General features: G+C 51.5%; 17 protein-coding genes. 14 read left to right on the forward strand and 3 right to left on the reverse strand.

The features are described 5' to 3' along the window. Positions 1 to 58: 58 nt before the first annotated feature. Entirely contained in the window at positions 59 to 2224 is a 2166-nt protein-coding gene (locus AC1BI1_RS01275; protein ID WP_476715441.1) for an amylo-alpha-1,6-glucosidase, read from the reverse strand. Positions 2225 to 2382: 158 nt separating this feature from the next. Here AC1BI1_RS01275 and lysA point away from each other — a divergent pair, with 158 nt between their 5' ends. From lysA to AC1BI1_RS01315, 8 genes are all read left to right on the forward strand, one after another. After that, on the forward strand, positions 2383 to 3696 hold the full coding sequence (gene lysA / locus AC1BI1_RS01280; protein ID WP_476715442.1) for a diaminopimelate decarboxylase: 1314 nt from the start codon (positions 2383 to 2385) through the stop codon (positions 3694 to 3696). A 13-nt stretch (positions 3697 to 3709) separates the two neighbouring features. After that, positions 3710 to 4339: a site-2 protease family protein gene (locus AC1BI1_RS01285; protein ID WP_476715443.1), complete on the forward strand. Its 630-nt coding sequence runs from the start codon at positions 3710 to 3712 to the stop codon at positions 4337 to 4339. Between the two features lie 23 nt (positions 4340 to 4362). Next, positions 4363 to 5349: a tryptophan--tRNA ligase gene (trpS, locus tag AC1BI1_RS01290; RefSeq protein WP_476715444.1), complete on the forward strand. Its 987-nt coding sequence runs from the start codon at positions 4363 to 4365 to the stop codon at positions 5347 to 5349. Positions 5350 to 5356: 7 nt separating this feature from the next. Next, on the forward strand, positions 5357 to 6103 hold the full coding sequence (locus AC1BI1_RS01295) for a segregation and condensation protein A (RefSeq protein WP_476715445.1): 747 nt from the start codon (positions 5357 to 5359) through the stop codon (positions 6101 to 6103). Positions 6104 to 6108: 5 nt separating this feature from the next. Continuing rightward, on the forward strand, positions 6109 to 6663 hold the full coding sequence (scpB, locus tag AC1BI1_RS01300; RefSeq protein ID WP_476715446.1) for an SMC-Scp complex subunit ScpB: 555 nt from the start codon (positions 6109 to 6111) through the stop codon (positions 6661 to 6663). A 69-nt stretch (positions 6664 to 6732) separates the two neighbouring features. Beyond that, positions 6733 to 7386, forward strand: a complete 654-nt coding sequence (locus AC1BI1_RS01305; protein ID WP_476715447.1) for a DUF2953 domain-containing protein — start codon at positions 6733 to 6735, stop codon at positions 7384 to 7386. After that, complete coding sequence (gene lipB / locus AC1BI1_RS01310) at positions 7377 to 8081, forward strand: lipoyl(octanoyl) transferase LipB (RefSeq protein WP_476715448.1); 705 nt, start codon at positions 7377 to 7379, stop codon at positions 8079 to 8081. Before AC1BI1_RS01305 ends, lipB begins: the two co-directional genes overlap by 10 nt. An 83-nt stretch (positions 8082 to 8164) precedes the next feature. Next, on the forward strand, positions 8165 to 10123 hold the full coding sequence (locus AC1BI1_RS01315; protein WP_476715449.1) for a sigma-54-dependent Fis family transcriptional regulator: 1959 nt from the start codon (positions 8165 to 8167) through the stop codon (positions 10121 to 10123). A 28-nt stretch (positions 10124 to 10151) separates the two neighbouring features. Here the strand turns inward: AC1BI1_RS01315 and AC1BI1_RS01320 are convergent, their stop codons facing one another. Next, on the reverse strand, positions 10152 to 11351 hold the full coding sequence (locus AC1BI1_RS01320; protein WP_476715450.1) for an MFS transporter: 1200 nt from the start codon (positions 11349 to 11351) through the stop codon (positions 10152 to 10154). Then, a complete protein-coding gene (locus AC1BI1_RS01325) occupies positions 11338 to 11910 on the reverse strand; it encodes a Chromate resistance protein ChrB (protein ID WP_476715451.1) in 573 nt (190 codons plus the stop codon). The genes AC1BI1_RS01320 and AC1BI1_RS01325 overlap by 14 nt, the downstream gene beginning before the upstream one ends. 444 nt (positions 11911 to 12354) lie before the next feature. On the opposite strand from AC1BI1_RS01325, the gene AC1BI1_RS01330 reads away from it, so the two are divergent. The 6 genes from AC1BI1_RS01330 (at position 12355) to AC1BI1_RS01355 (ending at position 17542) form a co-directional block, all read left to right on the forward strand. Beyond that, positions 12355 to 12837: a hypothetical protein gene (locus AC1BI1_RS01330; protein ID WP_476715452.1), complete on the forward strand. Its 483-nt coding sequence runs from the start codon at positions 12355 to 12357 to the stop codon at positions 12835 to 12837. Between the two features lie 2 nt (positions 12838 to 12839). Further along, the gene (locus AC1BI1_RS01335) at positions 12840 to 13163 is read left to right on the forward strand and encodes a hypothetical protein (RefSeq protein WP_476715453.1); all 324 of its coding nucleotides are present in this window, start codon (positions 12840 to 12842) and stop codon (positions 13161 to 13163) included. A gap of 82 nt (positions 13164 to 13245) precedes the next feature. Beyond that, the gene (locus AC1BI1_RS01340; RefSeq protein WP_476715454.1) at positions 13246 to 14757 is read left to right on the forward strand and encodes an ATP-binding protein; all 1512 of its coding nucleotides are present in this window, start codon (positions 13246 to 13248) and stop codon (positions 14755 to 14757) included. Then, a complete protein-coding gene (locus AC1BI1_RS01345) occupies positions 14735 to 15394 on the forward strand; it encodes a response regulator transcription factor (protein ID WP_476715504.1) in 660 nt (219 codons plus the stop codon). The genes AC1BI1_RS01340 and AC1BI1_RS01345 overlap by 23 nt, the downstream gene beginning before the upstream one ends. A 191-nt stretch (positions 15395 to 15585) precedes the next feature. Next, positions 15586 to 16545, forward strand: coding sequence for a thiamine pyrophosphate-dependent dehydrogenase E1 component subunit alpha (locus AC1BI1_RS01350; RefSeq protein ID WP_476715455.1), 960 nt, complete (start codon positions 15586 to 15588; stop codon positions 16543 to 16545). 19 nt (positions 16546 to 16564) lie between these two features. Next, entirely contained in the window at positions 16565 to 17542 is a 978-nt protein-coding gene (locus AC1BI1_RS01355; RefSeq protein WP_476715456.1) for an alpha-ketoacid dehydrogenase subunit beta, read from the forward strand. Positions 17543 to 17552: the final 10 nt, after the last annotated feature.

The following is a 17552-nucleotide window of genomic DNA, read 5'->3' on the forward strand; positions in this document are numbered from 1 at the left end:
CCCTCTTCCCCCCTTGAGGCCGCCGAAAGACCTTAAAGGGGATGACTCAGGGGACTTTTTAAGCTTCAATGATAACCCTCACACTGCCCTCCTTTCGTAAAACGTGGCAGAAAACTTGCCCTTCCTTTTCTTCAAAAGCCAGATCGATGCGACCTTGGCCCACAGCCAGGTTGCGCATATCCAACCTCTTGGCTCCTGGTAAAAGAAGCGGCCGATTAATATATATGGTGTTATCGCGGCAATCTAAACCTAGTAAACTTTGCAAAAAAGAAAAAAGACTGCCAACAGCCCAGGCCTGGGGATCGCAAGCGATGGGATAGCGTACCGGACCGGTTAATCCCCGTCGCGTAAAGCCGCAGAATAGCTCGGGCCAGCGGTTATAAGGGAAAAAGGTGCTGGCCTCAAAGAGGCCGGAAGCTACTTTGTATAGTTCGGCCAGGCAATCGTAGCGGCGGAGGCCCGCGGCGATAATGGCATTGTCATGGGGCCATACCGAGCCGTTATGATAACTCATGGGATTATAGGCCTTTTCTTTTTTGCTCATGGTTCGAATACCCCAACCGGAATAAAAATCATCGGCTAGCAAGCGGCGAGCTACCCGCCGGGCCTGCTCCGGGGATAAAATGCCGGTAAAAAGGCACTGGCCGCCATTGGAAACCATGGTGGGGATGGGCCGTTTTTGGCCGTCCAGGGCGAAAATCAGATACCCTTCGTCTTCTAGCCAGAAATCCCGGATAAAGCGCTGCTTAAGCCTATTGGCCCGCCGGAGGAGATTGGTGGCCATAATTTCCTCTCCCAGGACCCGCAACAGGGCAGCTGCCTCTTGAAGGGCGAGGTAATAATAAGCTTGGACCTCTACCAGAGCAATGGGCCCTGGCGGGATATGGCCTTCAGGATCCACAACTGCGTCCCAGGAGTCTTTCCAACCTTGATTGGATAATCCCATAGGGGATTCTCGCAGGTATTCCAGGTAACCATCATTATCCAGATCACCATACCAGAAGCACCAGCGGAGGCAGCGGACCAAAGGATCAGCCATCTCTTGCAAGAATTCTTTGTCCAGGGTCCACCGGTAAACGGCACCCAGCAGGATAACAAACCATAGAGTGGAATCTATGGAACCATAGTAAGGGCTGTGGGGTACTTCTCTACACCGTGTCATTTCCCCCCGGCGCAGCTCATGAAAAATTTTACCCGGCCTTTCTTCCCGCCACCTGTCCTCGCGTTTTCCCTGATAGCGCGCCAGAAAACGCAGAGTATTCTTGGCAATATCAGGGTTTAAGATCAAGGTCTGCCAGGAAGTAATTAAGGAATCACGGCCAAAGGGGGCGGCATACCACGGTATGCCGGCCTCAATGATTTTACCCTCTCCTGGATACTCGGTCTGCAGGGCGGCTAGGTCGGTGACCGCTGTTTGCAGCATGTTGTTTAAAAGAGTATTGTCAGTGGAAATTTGGGTACATTCTCGTTCCCACTGGTGGTAGCGGCCTGCCAGCATAATGGCTGCGGCCGAGAATCCCGTGCTGATAAGGCCTGGATCTTTCATGATTTCCTTATCTAAATCGATGCGGACGTGGAGATAAAGTTTCTTTTGCGGAGGTAAAGTAATCTTGTACTGCACGCGAGCCCGGCCGGATTCAGCTGTGATGCTGGCCGGAGCGGGGTCCAAAGAGATGGCTGTGGTGCGAACTATGCCGTCCAGACCCCGGTAGGCCAGCCTAACTCCCCAGCGTTTAACCTCTGGCGTCAGCAATTCCCCCCGGTGCGGTCTTTTAGTGCCCCGGACTTCAAAGATATCTCTGTAGTCCGCACCAAAGATCATCTCCAGGTTAAGGGTTACGGGGAAAGAATTAAAATTTATAAGGCGCAAACGTTGGAAAAAGGCGTCTTTTATTAGCCTTAAAAGGCGGATATGAATAGTTTGAAGAGGGACCACCTGTCCCGAGGGAAGGGTAAACTCAGGATTGGTCAATTCAATCTGGGCAAAATGGCTATCGCGAATGGCTGAAGAAAGGAAGATGGGTTTGCGCTCTTGAAGGAACAGCTCCAGGCAATCCAGATAGCGGGTATCGGCGTGATATAACCCCAGACTGCCCAGGCTCCTCGCGGTAATTTCGCCGGTCGGTAAAGAAACAACAAATGTATTTCCTTCTTTCAGAACTTCGGTTACCGGTTCTATTTCACAAGGAGCTACACGTAGATCAAATTGAGGCTCTGACACCATGGATACCTCCTCACCTTGGGCTCCAACGCGGGATGGCGTATGGGCATAAATTTCGACGATAGCTGGAACTTTCCTGCCAAGGGTTTATGCCTTTCTGGACAGCAGCGCTTGCCTCAGGTAAAATGTAGATATACTTGAGGAAAGGAGAAACCAAGAGGATGCAGTTTCACGGAACCATGCGCATCAATGAACTGGGCCACCTGGAAATTGGAGGCTGTGATGTCGTAGCCCTGGCCCGGGAGTTCGGTACACCCCTTTACATCTTTGACGAAGCCCTCATCCGTGCTAACTGCCAAAGGTTTTACAGGGCCTTCGTGTATCAGTATGGCAATGCCGAAGTAATCTATGCCGGCAAAGCCTTTTTAACAATGGCCCTTTGCCGGATAATTGAGCAGGAAGGGCTGGGACTGGATGTAGTATCAGGAGGAGAGCTCTATACAGCTTTGCAGGCAGGTTTTCCACCTGAACGTATTTATTTTCATGGCAATAATAAAAGCCCAGATGAGCTGCTCCTGGCCCTCAAAGCCGGGGTGGGCCGCATAATAGTAGATAACTTTTTTGAGCTGGAAACTTTGGGTCGCCTGGCCGGTGAACGCGGAGAGAAGGTACCCATCCTTTTACGGGTTACACCCGGCATTGAAGCGCATACCCATGAATACATTAGGACAGGTCAAATCGATTCTAAATTTGGGTTTACTTTACCCAACGGGCAAGCTCTAGCTGCCATAAAAAGGGTAAAAGAAATCACCTGGTTGGAATATAAGGGTTTGCACTGCCACATTGGTTCCCAGATTTTTGAAATAGAGCCTTACTACCATGCTGCCGAAATTATGATGGCCTTTATTGACGAAGTGAGGAAAGAAACAGGATTGGTAACCGAAGAACTGGATCTGGGGGGCGGTTTTGGCATAGCCTATGTAGAAGGAGATAAACCCCGACCCATCGAGGCCTATGCTGAAGCCATTATGGCTGGTGTGTATGATGAGGCAGAGAAAAGGGGGCTTAAAGTTCCTAAAGTTCTGGTGGAACCCGGGCGAGCTATCATAGGTCCGGCCGGGAGCACTGCCTATACGGTTGGTTCGGTTAAAGAGATTCCTGGCGTACGCAAATATGTGGCGGTGGACGGGGGAATGGCGGATAATATCCGCCCGGCCCTTTATGGCGCCCGCTATGAAGCTATCCTGGCCAACAAGGCTACAGCTCCGGCTGCCGAGGTTGTTTCTATTACCGGAAAATGCTGTGAGTCCGGGGACATGCTAATATGGGACATTTCCCTGCCTCCGGTAGAGCCGGGAGATATCTTAGTTACGCCCTGCACTGGTGCCTATGGATATGCCATGGCCAGCAATTATAACCGTTTAGGTCGGCCGGCGGGAGTCCTGGTTAAAGACGGCCAAGCTGACCTAATTCTAAGAAGGGAAACCTACGAGGATTTGCTACGCTGCGATGTTTTACCGGCGAGGTTAAGATAAGGAGGGTTAAAACTTGTACCTACACAATCTAGCCGAGTTTCTAGCGGGAATTCCCGCCATACTCCTGGCCCTTTCCTTCCATGAGTACGCCCACGGTAAAGTGGCTTATCTCCTGGGGGATCCCACTCCCAAGTACCAGGGCCGTTTAACCTTAAACCCCCTGGCTCATTTAGACATTTTGGGTACCCTCCTTTTAATTGTGGCCGGTTTTGGCTGGGCCAAGCCAGTCCAGGTTAATCCTTTTTATTTTCAAATGGACCGGCGTAAAGGGATGATGCTGGTGGCCCTGGCGGGGCCTCTAATGAATCTAGTAATAGCCTATTTGGCAGCAGTGGTCTGGCAGGTTTTCTTTCACCGGGGCTTGAGGATAGATTTTCTCTTATCTTTTTTAAACTTGCTGGTAATCTACAACGTGGTCCTGGCTGTTTTCAATCTGATCCCCGTACCCCCGCTAGATGGTTCCCGGGTGCTGGCCGGGATTATTTCCCGTGAGAGCGCGGGTTACCTTTACCAATTAGAAAATATAGGACCTTTCATCTTGCTTTTGCTTATTGCTACTGGCCTAATAGGGAGACTCATGCGGCCCCTGGTAACTGAAGTGCTGCAGTTTATTCTGGCAGCCAGCAGATTAAGCGTCATGTGAAAGAAAATGGAGGGTAGAATCAAATGGCACGTGACAGGGTTTTAAGCGGTATGCGACCTACAGGAAGATTACACATCGGACATTTGAGCGTGCTGGAAAACTGGGTACGCTTACAGGAAGAATATGAGTGTTACTATTTTATTGCCGACTGGCACGCTTTAACCACTTCCTTCGACGATACAGCAGAGTTAAAAAGCAATATCCGGGAGATGCTGTTGGACTGGTTGAGCGCCGGTCTGGACCCGGAACGCAGTACCATCTTTGTCCAATCCCATGTGAAAGAGCATGCTGAACTGCACCTTCTGTTTTCCATGTTCACACCCCTTTCCTGGCTGGAAAGGGTCCCCACTTATAAGGACCAAATACAGCAGCTGGGCCAGGAGGGAAAGGATGTATCTACTTATGGCTTCCTCGGCTACCCCCTCCTTCAGGCAGCGGATATTTTGATTTATAAAGCGACGGCGGTGCCAGTAGGGGAGGACCAGTTACCCCACCTGGAGTTTTGCCGGGAAGTAGCCCGCCGGTTTAATCACTTGTATAAAACTCGGGTTTTTCCCGAGCCCCAGGCCATCCTCTCCAAGGTGCCTCTGCTCCCGGGAATAGATGGCCGGAAGATGAGCAAGAGTTATGGTAATGACATCCCCATATCCGCTACGCCGGAAGAGGTGAGGGAAAAGGTTCGCCTCATGGTTACCGATCCTGCCCGCATCCACAAGACCGATCCAGGCCATCCTGAGGTATGTGTGGTCCATACTTACCACGAAATTTATAATCAAGCCGAAGTGGAGGAGACTAGACAAAGCTGCCGGGCAGGGGCTATTGGCTGTGTGCCCTGTAAACAGCGCCTGGCGGATAAAATAAACAACGTCTTGGAACCTCTGCGAGAAAGGCGCCAGGCTTTCTCAAAACGGCCGGACTTGCTGGAAGATATTTTAGCTACAGGAGCGGCCAGGGCCAGGGAGGTAGCTACGGCGACCATGACCCAAGTACGGGCTGCCATGGGGGTATAGGAATGTCGTGGACTATTATGTAGAACTGGATGTTTTCCAGGGGCCTCTAGATTTGTTGCTCTACCTCCTCGAGCAACAGGAGATCGATGTTTACCATATACCGGTGGCCGAGGTAACGACTCGTTACTGGGAATTTTTAAGGCAGATGGACGAAATCGACCTGGAAGCCATTGAAGAATTTTTGCTCCTGGGAGCAGAACTCCTGGCCCTTAAAGCCCGGCTGCTTCTCCAGGGTCCGGAAGAAAACACAGGAGGCGAGCAAGAGCCCCCAGAGGAAGAATCTTACTTAGAGCTGTCCAGGCGACTGGAAGAATACAGGCAGTACAAACAAGCTGCAGAAAAATTGGCGCTACTGGAAGAAAGGGCTTTCCTAAGCTATGGTCGGCCTTTGGAGGCAGAGGCGGTAGCCAGAGCCCTGGCCCGGGTAGATCCCCTGGCAGGTGTCGCCCTGGCCGACCTGCAAGGAGCCTTCCGGGCAGTGCTCAAGCGTCACCAGGCTAATCAAGAGAGTAAACAGCAAGTTCATTCCGTCAGGCGAGTATCCATAACTCTACTAGGTCAGCAGCGGCTTATCCTCCGCCTCCTGGGCCGGGTTAAAGGGAAACTTAAATTCAGGGCTTTTTTGCAACCTCAGCCTACCCGCCTGGAAGTGGCCACTACCTTTATAGCCTTGTTAGAACTGGTAAGGCAGGGGCGAGTGTTCATCTACCAACCGGAAGCTTTTGCCGAAATAGAGGTCTGGCGGAGGGAGTGAGGGCCTTGTCCCAGAAACCCAATCCGGAAAAGAGGGCTGCCCTGGAGTGCCTGCTTTTCGTGGCTGGGGGCCCAGTGGAGGCTTCAGCCCTGGCCCGCAGCCTGAAACTGGCAGAGGAAGAAGTGGTGGAGATAATCCAGGAATTGCAGCAACTATATGAGGCTCATGGGCACGGCCTCCAGATAAGAAAAGTGGCCGGGGGTTATAAGCTGTGCACCAAGCCCGAGTATGCAGCATATGTAGAGGATTTCCTTAAACCTGAAATTCCCGCCCTTTCCCGCGCTGCCCTGGAAACCCTGGCCATTATTGCTTACCGGCAGCCGGTTACCAAAGCGGAGATTGAGCACCTGCGGGGAGTAAAAGTGGATGGCGTATTAAATACCTTGCTTTCTCGGGGACTGGTAGCTGAAGTAGGCCGGAAAGAAGTGCCCGGGCGCCCTATCCTGTACGGCACCACTTCACGCTTTTTGGAGCATTTCGGTTTGGCCAGCCTGGCCGATCTCCCACCTCTAGAAGAAGTACAGGGGAGAGAAGAGGTGGCTACCACCAGGACCCAGTAGTATAGGACATTTTCCGGATAGGTCTACAAGATCGGGGAAAAATAAACAGGGATACCGCTAGGAGGTGGAGTGAGTAGCCTGTACCTAGCTTTAGGTGTACTTTGCGGCCTTTTCTTGCTACTTTTTGTACCGGTAAAAGTAAGGGTGTTTTATGGACGCCTGGAAGGAGAAGGTGAGACCCTGTATTTTGATGTAAGCCTGCCCTTCAAAAGTTATTCCTGGGGCTGGCAAGGGCCTTCTTTGGTTAGCTGGTCCAGAGTTATAGAAATAATATCGGCTACACCAGAGCTGGGCGGTAGTTCGCTATGTAACGAGAAACGGTATTGGTCGGCCGGCAGGAGTATCAGCTACCGGCGTTTGTTGTCCTTGGGCTTAAGGTCCTGGCGAAAGCTGGCTGGTTTGTGGGGGCAGTTTCTGGGGAAGATGAAGTGCGAGCGCTTTCGCTGGATAATGGAAGTAGGTACAGGGGACCCCGCGGCTACGGGCCTAGCAACGGGTCTGCTGTGGAGTACTGGAGCTCTAATCTGCATGAATTTACACCGCCAAACCCGGCAAAAGGGCTGGCCGGAACTAAAGATTATCCCCTATTTTAATGGTTCCCGTTGCCAGACCGTTTTTCATTGCACCTTTAGCTTTGCCTTGGGCCATATTATTATCGCCGGGCTTAAAAGCATGAGGTTAGTAGGGCAGGCTATACGGGGGTTGAAAGGGACTTGGCAGTAAAGAGTGAAAAAGTGGTGGTAGGTATGCGAAAACTCAAGATCATTGATCTCGGCTTTAGAAATTATTCCTCTACTTATGGGTTACAATTGGAATTAGTAGAGAAGCGGATCAAGGGCGAGATAGAGGATACATTGATCTTGGTAGAACACGCGCCGGGAGTCATCACCTTGGGCCGCAGCGCTAAGCGCGAGCATCTTCTGGCCAGCAGGGAAGAGTTAGAGAGGCGCGGCATAGAGTTGGTGGAAACGGACAGAGGAGGAGATATTACCTATCACGGCCCCGGCCAGTTAGTGGTGTATCCTATTTTAGACTTAAACCAGCATGGGCGGGACCTGCACTTAACCTTGCGCCTTTATGAAGAAGTGATGCTAAGGACGGTGGAAAGTTACGGGCTCATCGGCCACCGCATGGAGGGGCTCACAGGTACCTGGGTAGATAAGAAAAAAATCGGCGCTATTGGCATGGCGGTTAAACGCTGGGTTACTTATCATGGCTTTGCTTTTAACGTTAATCCAGATCTGGAACACTTTTTTTTAATCGTACCCTGCGGCATCCGGGAATACGAAGTAACTTCTCTACAGCGCCTCCTAGGCTTTCCCGTGCAGATGTCGGAAGTTAAGAAGCGCATTGTTACGGAATTCGCTCGTGTCTTTCGATTAAGCGCGGATAGTGCTGTAGCTTTAGCCGAATTTTAAAAATTGTTTCTCAAGCAGAAGGGATATAGGACGTTTATAACGAATTAATAAAAAATTAATAAAAAAGTGGGGGGAGGAGGCGCATGTCCGGGGATTTTTATGGCATCTACCACACAGTATGGCGGGAATGGAATAAATTCATCACAGCCAGTACATGTTCCGAAGAGACCGTGAGAACCGAGATTCGCGATTCTTGGCGCAGGTGTCTGAACGTTGGACTGGACCCTTATGATGGTAAAGGATATAAAGTGATCGAAGGCCAGGCCTTAAAAGAGGCTAGAGAAAGGCAAGAGGAACTGCTGCACGCTGCTTTGCCGGTAATGCAAAAATTATGGCAATTGAACGGAAACTTAGGTTTCCTGGTCGTCCTGGTGGGAGAAGATGGTTATATTCTAGAAATGCTGGGTAGCTACCGGGAAACTTTAGACATGGCTAAAAAGATCAACTTTGTTCCAGGGGCCTGCTGGCGCGAAGATACAGTGGGTACCAACGGTATCGGGACGGCCCTAACCCTGGGACGAGCCTTGCAGGTTACTGCTGCCGAGCATTTCTGTACCGGTCACCATTACTGGACCTGCTGCGGTTCCCCCATTTTTGGGCCAGAAGGGCAGATCGTGGGTGTAATAGATTTATCCGGCCCCTGGCAGCAAGAAAACAGGTATACCTTATCTACTGTAGTGGCAGCAGCCATGGCCATTGAGAATAGCCTGAGACAGAATAAGGCCCAGCAAAAAGCTATACGCAATCAGTATTTTTTGCAACATTTACTCGAAAACGCGGAACAGGCCATATTACTAGTTGACAAAAAAGGGAAGTTACTGCAAGCCAATCGGCTCTGTGGAAGAGTTTTAGGTTGGGAGCCGCAGGACTTAATAGGGCGCCCGGTAGTAGAGCTGTTCCGGGAGTCCTGGGATATCTTATCAATAATCGGAACCCGGCTGGGTATAAAAGATAAAGAGGTAGTAATAGAAAGCCGCCGGGGACCCTTGACCTGCAGGATCAACCTCTCTCCTGTAACCGGTGAACGCAATGAAACCATCGGTACTTTGATTACCTTGGAACAACCAGGAAAAAAGCAGGCTTACGCAAGTCCCCCTAATTTCGGCGGCCTCCTGGGGAAAAATCCTCGTTTTCTCGAGAGCGTGCATTTAGCCTCTATTGCCGCCCGGAGCTCTTCCCATGTACTCCTGGTGGGAGAAACAGGAACAGGCAAGGAGATGTTTGCCCGTGCTATACACCGGGCTAGCGGGCGCCAGGGTCCTTTTGTGGCCGTTAACTGCGGGGCCATTCCTCGCGAACTCATCGGCAGCGAACTTTTCGGCTACGTTGGAGGCGCCTTTACCGGAGCCAGGCCGGAAGGCAGGCCGGGCAAATTTGAACAGGCTAAAGGAGGGACCCTTTTCTTGGATGAAATTAGTGAGATGTCCCCGGAAATGCAAGTATATCTTTTAAGGGTCTTGGAGGACAAGCATGTGGTTCGTATAGGCGGTCATAAAGAAATCCCGGTGGATGTGCGGATTATCGCTGCTACCAACCGCGATCTCGGCCAGTTAGTAAAGGAAGGCAAGTTCAGGGAAGACTTATACTTTCGCCTCAGAGTCTTAACGATTAATATATGTCCTTTGCGCGAGCGCCAAGAGGATATCCCCCTTCTTTTTGAACATTTTGTGCGGGAAGCCTGCCTTAAGCTTAATAAAAGTATAGACCGGATAGACCCCGACGTCTGGCCTCTCTTACAGAAATACCATTGGCCTGGAAATGTAAGAGAATTGCGCAACTGCGCGGAATGGGCGGTTAACATAGTAGACGGGAACATCCTTTTGGCAGAACATTTGCCACCGTATTTACTTAGTTCAATCGAAAGCGGCCAGGGTGAAAATGACGTTCAAGTATTACAATCTCTCGCGGAGCTAGAAAAGAAAGAAATCAAGCGACTGCTCGAATACTACGAAGGGAATATAACAAAAGTAGCTGCGGCCCTGGGCATTGCCAGGAATACCCTTTACCGCAAGCTACATAAGTATGGGTTACAAGGACGGTAAACCCCTTTCAGGGGGGATTTGTGTCCTCTTAAAAATTGTCCTGAGGCCTCACCTGTCCCTTTACCCAATACAGCCAGGGTAGAGAAACCAACTCTAAAGCTACTGCTGCAAGGATCACATAAGTAGGGGAGAAACTGTACAGTACACCCATTAAGGTGCTGCCCAAAAACCATGCGAGCCCGAAGCCTGTGTTGAATATGCCGTAAGCCAGGCCGCGCCGCTCCATAGGAGTGATTTCGGCCAGGGCCGCTCGCATGATGGTTTCCTGGATTCCCATGGCGGCACCCCAGAGGATCATTCCCAGAAGGGCTACCGAGTAATTGGATGAGAAAACCAGGAAGGGGATAAGGACAGTACATAGAGGGAGCAAAGCAAGGGTAGAAAGGCTTTTCCGGTCAAACAGCCATCCGATGGGGAGGGCGACCAGGGCATCAACTCCCATGGCTAAAGCGAAAAGGATGGGTATCTGGGCATCGGGGACCACCCCTTGGAGCTTGAAGTGATAGGATATAAGCTGAAAATGCACGAAGCCGGCAATGCTAAAGGTCGTAAAGAGGATGTAAAGCCAGAAGACCCGGGGAGGTTTTACCTGGTGAGGAAGGCTAGCTGCCTTTCTGGCGGTGGTCTCCAACACCTGGGGATCGGGGTATAGGACCCGGGAAATGAAGACTGCGAGCAACCCTAAAGCGGCCGGTAGGAAGAGAATTAGGAACGCTGCCCGATAATTTCCACTCCTAAAGAAGAGAACAGCAGCAACGATGAGCGGCCCGGACACCGCCCCGATCTGGTCCATGAGTTCGTGTAGGCCAAAGCCCCACCCGGTCCCTACCTGGCGTGTGGCATAGGATAGCATGGCATCCCGGGACGGGGTGCGGATGGCCTTGCCAAGGCGCTCTGCAACAATTAAGAAGCCGGCTACTTCCCAGCGGCCAGCCAGGGCCAGCAAAGGTATAGCCAGTAGATTCAGGCTATATCCCAGGATGGTAAACAGCCAGTAGCGTCGGGTACGGTCGGCTATATAACCCGAAAGCAGGCGCAGGCCATACCCTAGTAGCTCCCCCAGCCCGCCCACAAAGCCCACGGCCGTGGCGCTGGCTCCCAGCATGAACAAAAAAGGTCCTGTAATGCTGCGGCCGCCTTCATAAGTGACATCGGCCAGCAGGCTTACTATGCCCATCAGAAAGATAAAACGAAGAGCCTTTTTTCTTTGGCGGTTACTCTCGGTCATGTTTTTTACCTCCATTCTGGTGTACTTCGCTGGCCGCAAAAACTTGCGCGGCAAAGGTTTCTAGAGCTGCTTGACATTCAGCCAGCCGCCTTCGCGCTTGCTCTGCTTTGGCTGCGCCGAAAAAGTCCCGTCCCTCTATCTTTTGGAGCCAGGCGATCAGCCGCTGCCAACCCTCCTCATTTTCCTCCAGTTCACCAAAGGTGAAATTTTGGCGTTCTGTCTCCCGCTTGATTTCGGCCAGAAACGCCCCGCACTGTTCCAGGAACTCGCAGTATTCCTCATCGCGTTCGGCATTAAACCGGTCGACTATCTTCTCTTGCTCTGGTGCACCTAGGGCCCGAGCTTCGAGGAGCAGGCTTTCTCCACCGGATTCCTCGATCTCCCGGGAAATGCTCTGAAATAATTCCCTGTTGGCAGCGGAATCCGGCAGGATGCAGACGGAGTTCTGTAGGTAAACGGCCCCTGCACCCTTTAACCGCCGCCAGACCGCCACCCGGTAGCGCGAGGGTTCTGGCGGAATCTTGTAGATAAGGAGCAACCAACTGGAAAATCCGGCCATGGCCTCCTCCTTGAGTAACAGTAGTTACAAGAAGTTTATATCATGTAACGACAGTTACGTCAAGGGGGTTTGTAAGCTGAGAAACCCCCGGTTCGATGATCCTGGAATAAAGCTATAATTTTAGCTGACCCCGGTTTTAGGCGGGTGGAGCTATCCCAAAGACTACAGTTGCTGGGGTTCAATATACCACGTTTTCCTACTCGATTGTGCACCAAGCTCGATTCCTAACGCAGCGCTTCCTGGAGAATAAAAGGTGAAGGGCATCGCAGTTATGGCGGTGAAAAGCCTGGGGGCTCTCAGCCTGGCGATTGAAGCAGCAAATTAGGGGAAATTTTTCAGGACATTTATCCTATCTTCTTGGGACAAATGCCTCATGCAATATTCTGTTATTCGTGAAAAAATTATAGTGTAAACAAGTACAATACCTAGGAGGAGGGAATGTGTGTGCTACAACAGTTTATCGGCACCAGTCCCTGGGGCTGGAAGGCCGCATTTCACGGTTTATTTGCTTTTGTTCTACTAATTTCTTTCGCCTGGTCCTTTGAAGCTATTATTGGGATCAGCCCTGCTTCCATCCGCCGTCTGAAGATAGGTACCATAGTGATGTCCGTGGCTTCGTTTCTAACTATTGTATGGGGTACCTGGCTTTACATCGGTTATCGCTTGCCAGATAATGCGCGGGCCTGGCTGCTCAAAAATGCGCCTTACGTCCATAAGTTTGGTATGGAATTTAAGGAATTCATAGCGTTGTTTTCCTTGCCCCTAGCAGTGACTGCTGCCTATATTGTCTGGACCATGGGAGAAGAACTGATAGAAAACAAGTATGCGAGATATGCCTTATTAGCGTGCGTGGCCCTAGCTTTTATCTATGTAGCTGCAGCCTTTGGGCTGGGGGCCGCTATTACTAAAGTAAAGGCGGTGAGCTAGGTATGGGAACTGGGACTGCAAAAGAAACTAAGATCGCGGCTGCCCTCGTTGGCAGCGGCCTGGGGATGCTGGCTCTGGCTCTAGCCCAGCTGATATCGGAATTCAATAAGGCCTTCAGTGATGCCATTACGTTGCACCAGGGAATCGGCCCCTATTCGGGCAAAATGTTAATTGCAGCGGTAGTCTGGCTGGTGAGCTGGGCTATTTTGTCGGCAACCTTGAAACCCACTTTTTCCTTAAGAAACGCCCTGATCACTTTGCTGGTACTGGCAGCGCTAGCCACCCTTATCCTCTATCCACCTTTCCTGTGGCTTCTGGAGGGATAATTAAGAGCAGTTTCCCCAAAACCAAAGGGTGTCGCTAGAAAAGCGATACCCTTTTTTGCCTTTTCCTAGAGGGAAAATCAACTTGTCCGCCGAAGTATATTTCACTAAGGTATTCCGGGTTGCTAGTGAGGTGTTTTTTCTGAATCTGGCTCTTTATGGTTTTTTCCGCGATAACTACGTCCAGCTTTATTTTGTTTATGGCTTGTCTTTTTTTCTGATGGGTTTTGGCATAGCCCTGCAGGCCCACGCTTTTCGCTCCAGCCAGTTTACCCTGGCCGGGAGCCTTTGGCTTCTGGCAGCCTTCGGACTAACTCATGGGCTGGTGGAGTGGGGGTTTATCTTTATACCTTTACATGCCCAGACATTTTCCGAAGGGGTGATATTATATCTAAGGGCCTGGCAGATGTTTTTGACAGCGCTTTCTTATTACTTCCTTTTCCTGTTCGGCTCTCGCCTCCTGGAACGAGCTAAGGAAAATTTGTCATGGTTGAGGTGGATTCCCACAGTAATTTTCGGGGTTTGGTTTATTAACTTCATTCTCTTCCGCCTGATTATAGCCAGAACAGATGGTGAGTGGTGGTTGACAGCCAGCGATATTTGGGCTAGGTACCTGCTGGCTTTACCCGGTTCTCTTTTAAGCTCTTATGCCCTTTTCCAGCAAATCCGTGAGGTGGAGAAGCTACGGATGCCTCACGTGGTTAAAAATCTGGTACTGGCTGCAACTTCCTTAGCCATTTATGCCCTGGCAGGCGGCTTCATAGTTCCCCGCGCTAGCTTCCTGCCAGCTGCTGTTGTCAATATGGAAAATTTCTTCCGGGTTACCGGGATACCCGTCCAGGTTTTCCGGGCGGTTTCCGGCTTTATCATGGCCTATGCCATTATACGTACCCTGGAGATTTTTGACCTGGAAAACCGCCGACGCCTGGAAGAAGCCGAAAAATACCAGGCTGTTTTGCAGGAAAGGACCAGGATAGCCCAGGACCTTCACGATACTATTATCCAGTCCATTTACGCCATAGGGCTGAATCTGGAAAACTGCCTCTACTTGGTGGACGAAGATAAAGGCCGGGCAAAACAGTATATTAGAGAGACCCTGGGCAGGCTCAACGCGATAATTGCTGAATTACGCAATTATATTATGAATTTGAAGCCTGTTAAGGCCGGCGGAGTGGATATTGTGGACGAGATTTCCCAACTGGTGGATCATTTTACCAGCTCATCTTCCCTGGCGGTAACCCTAAACTTTACCGGTATTCCCCCTGTCAGTTTCGATCCCTGTTACGCCCAGAATTTGTGCCAGATCATTCGCGAAGCGCTGAACAATACCTTGCGCCATGCCCAGGCCACGGAGGTACAGGTTTACGTACAATTTCAAGAGCGAGAAATTTGTGTTATCATAAATGATAACGGCATCGGTTTTGATCCGGTCAAGGTACGACTAGCCCAACAAACCGGGACCAAGCATGGACTGCTCAATATGACGGAGCGGGCCGCCTGGTGTGGCGGTAGCTTGCACATTAACAGCCGGCCGGGCAGGGGCACCACGGTCACGGTAACTATTCCTTATGGGGTTGAGGAAGGTGGACCGGATTAGAGTTTTGATAGTGGACGATCACGAAGTGGTACGCCTGGGGCTCTCCACGCTTTTGTCCCGGCAACAAGAACTGGAGATCGTGGGGGAAGCCGGGACGGCCAGAGAGGCTGTGGAAAAGGCCCGGCTGCTTTTGCCCCATGTAGTGATTATGGATATAAGAATGCCGGACAAAAGCGGCATCGAGGCGTGCCGGGAGATTAGGGAAATTGCCCCCCAGATTAAAGTTATCATGCTTACCTCCTATGCCGACGAAGAGGCGTTGTTTGCTTCTATTTTGGCTGGAGCCTCGGGTTACGTTTTAAAAGAGATAGGTTGCCGGGCTTTGGTCGAGGCTATAATAACAGTAGGCCGTGGTGGATCGCTTTTGGATCCGGCAGTCACTGGCAAAGTGCTCAATAAGATGAGGGCGATGGCCAAGGGTACGGTGTTCCAAGAGAAGTTAAATGAGCAAGAGAAAAAGATCCTGGCCCTTATAGGGGAAGGCAAGACCAACCGGGAGATTGCTGCTGAGCTCCACCTGAGCGAGAAGACCGTAAGGAATTATGTTAGCAGCATCCTGGCCAAGCTAAACCTCAGCAACCGGGCTCAGGCGGCGGCTTACGCTGCCAGGCAGCGCTTCACGGGGTTAGATGATTGAGATTAGCAGATAAATGTGTTCCAAAATCTAACGTTCCAAATCGTTACAGTAGAACAACGAGCATGCGCTTTAAATTAAGGTAAAGCCAACTACAAAAGCCAGCACTGCCTCAGACGAAGTGCTGGCATATTTTTTGCTAGTATGTTCAAAGTAGTTCCACAACTTAAGTTTAAGGAGGGATTTAAGAAGCTATGGAAATAACTAAGGAACTTCTTTTAAGTTTTTACCGGACCATGGTAACCATCCGCAATTTTGAGCTCAAAGCAGCGGAACTTTTCGCGGCAGGGCGGATTCCGGGATTTGTCCACCTGTATGTAGGGGAGGAAGCGGTGGCCACGGGTGTATGCGCTAATCTAACGCCCAAAGACTTTATAACCAGTACCCACCGGGGCCACGGTCACCTTATTGCCAAGGGCGGTGACGTGAAATTGATGATGGCCGAACTCTTCGGCAAGAAGACCGGCTACTGCAAGGGCAAAGGCGGGTCCATGCACATAGCCGACGTATCCCTGGGGATCCTGGGCGCTAACGGTATCGTGGGCGCGGGCCAGCCCATAGCTGCCGGCGCCGCCCTGGCCTGCCAAACGAGGGGCGAGGGAGCGGTCAGCGTGTGCTTTTTTGGAGACGGAGCGGCTAACCGCGGGACCTTCCACGAGGCCCTTAATCTAGCTGCTATCTGGAAGCTTCCGGTAGTCTATGTCTGTGAAAACAATATGTATGGCATATCCAATTACCAGCGCAATAGCACCGCCGTAGCGGATATTGCCGACCGGGCCGGGGGCTACAACATCCCCGGGGTGAGCATAGACGGGAACGATGTGCTGGCCGTCTACGAGGCTGCTGCCGAAGCCATTGCCCGGGCCAGGCACGGCGACGGGCCCAGCCTCATAGAAGCCAAGACCTGGCGGCATCGCGGCCACTTCGAAGGCGACCAGCAGGTTTATAAGGATCTCAAGGAGCAAGAAGAGTGGCTGGCTAAAGATCCTATCACGCGACTGGCCAGACAGATTATAGAGAAGAATTACGCCACCCGGGAGGAACTGGACGCTATTGAGGCTGAAGCTAAAGCCCGGATAGAAGCAGCGGTAGAGTTTGCGGAAAGCAGTCCGGAGCCCGAAGAGAGCGAATTATTAGAGGATGTATATGCATAAAAAGGAGGGGAGATAGAACATGAGGCAGATTACCTATGCCGAAGCCATTCGCGAGGCGCTGGCTTGGGAGATGCGCCGGGATCCCACCGTCTATATTGCGGGAGAGGATGTGGGAATTTTCGGCGGAGTTTTTGGAGTGACTCACGGACTATACCAGGAATTCGGCCCCGCCAGAGTAAAGGATACCCCCATAAGTGAAACGGCCATCGTTGGGCACGCCGTGGGGGCAGCGGCGGCGGGCCTAAGGCCCTGTGTAGAAATAATGTTTATCGACTTTATGGGAGTATGTATGGATGAAATCTTAAACCAGGCAGCTAAGATGCGCTATATGTTTGGCGGCAAAGCGAAACTACCTATAGTAATCCGCACGCCGGCAGGCGCGGGCATGCGGGCCGCTGCCCAGCATTCCCAGTCGCTGGAGGCGCTCTTCGCGCATATTCCTGGCCTCAAGGTGGTTATGCCGTCTACCCCGGCCGATGCTAAGGGCCTCCTTATAAGCTCCATTCGTGATGATAATCCGGTAATATTTATCGAGCACAAACAGCTCTATGGCCTGACCGGCGAATGCCCTGAGGGTGAGTACACCGTACCCCTGGGCCAGGCTGCGGTGGTTCGGGAGGGCAAAGATGTTACCATCGTTACCTGGAGTTGGATGGTGCACAAGGCCTTGGCTGCGGCCGAGGTCCTGGCTGGGGAAGGCATTGAGGTAGAAGTTGTTGACTTAAGGACCCTGGTACCCCTCGATAAGGAAACCATTATCAGGTCGGTGAAGAAGACCAACCGCCTGGTAATTGTGCACGAGGCCGTCCGCACCGGCGGTTTTGGAGGAGAGATCGCTGCCATAGTGGCCGAAGAAGCCTTCGACTACCTCGATGCACCTATAAAACGGGTGACGGCTCCTGACACGCCGGTACCCTTCAGCCCGCGCCTGGAAGACGCCTACCTCCCCAACGAGGCCAAGATCATAGCGGCGGTCCAAGCGGTGGTCAACAGATAACCGGATCAGG

The organism is Thermanaeromonas sp. DSM 22490 (genome assembly GCF_056378755.1).

Bases quoted from the DNA above. Each gene is read 5' to 3' on its own strand.
- AC1BI1_RS01320 (WP_476715450.1), bottom strand. From the start codon at position 11,351: ATGACCGAGAGTAACCGCCAAAGAAAAAAGGCTCTTCGTTTTATCTTT.
- AC1BI1_RS01325 (WP_476715451.1), bottom strand. From the start codon at position 11,910: ATGGCCGGATTTTCCAGTTGGTTGCTCCTTATCTACAAGATTCCGCCA.
- trpS (WP_476715444.1), top strand. From the start codon at position 4,363: ATGGCACGTGACAGGGTTTTAAGCGGTATGCGACCTACAGGAAGATTA.
- AC1BI1_RS01315 (WP_476715449.1), top strand. From the start codon at position 8,165: ATGTCCGGGGATTTTTATGGCATCTACCACACAGTATGGCGGGAATGG.
- AC1BI1_RS01355 (WP_476715456.1), top strand. From the start codon at position 16,565: ATGAGGCAGATTACCTATGCCGAAGCCATTCGCGAGGCGCTGGCTTGG.
- AC1BI1_RS01275 (WP_476715441.1), bottom strand. From the start codon at position 2,224: ATGGTGTCAGAGCCTCAATTTGATCTACGTGTAGCTCCTTGTGAAATA.
- AC1BI1_RS01350 (WP_476715455.1), top strand. From the start codon at position 15,586: ATGGAAATAACTAAGGAACTTCTTTTAAGTTTTTACCGGACCATGGTA.
- AC1BI1_RS01335 (WP_476715453.1), top strand. From the start codon at position 12,840: ATGGGAACTGGGACTGCAAAAGAAACTAAGATCGCGGCTGCCCTCGTT.
- lysA (WP_476715442.1), top strand. From the start codon at position 2,383: ATGCAGTTTCACGGAACCATGCGCATCAATGAACTGGGCCACCTGGAA.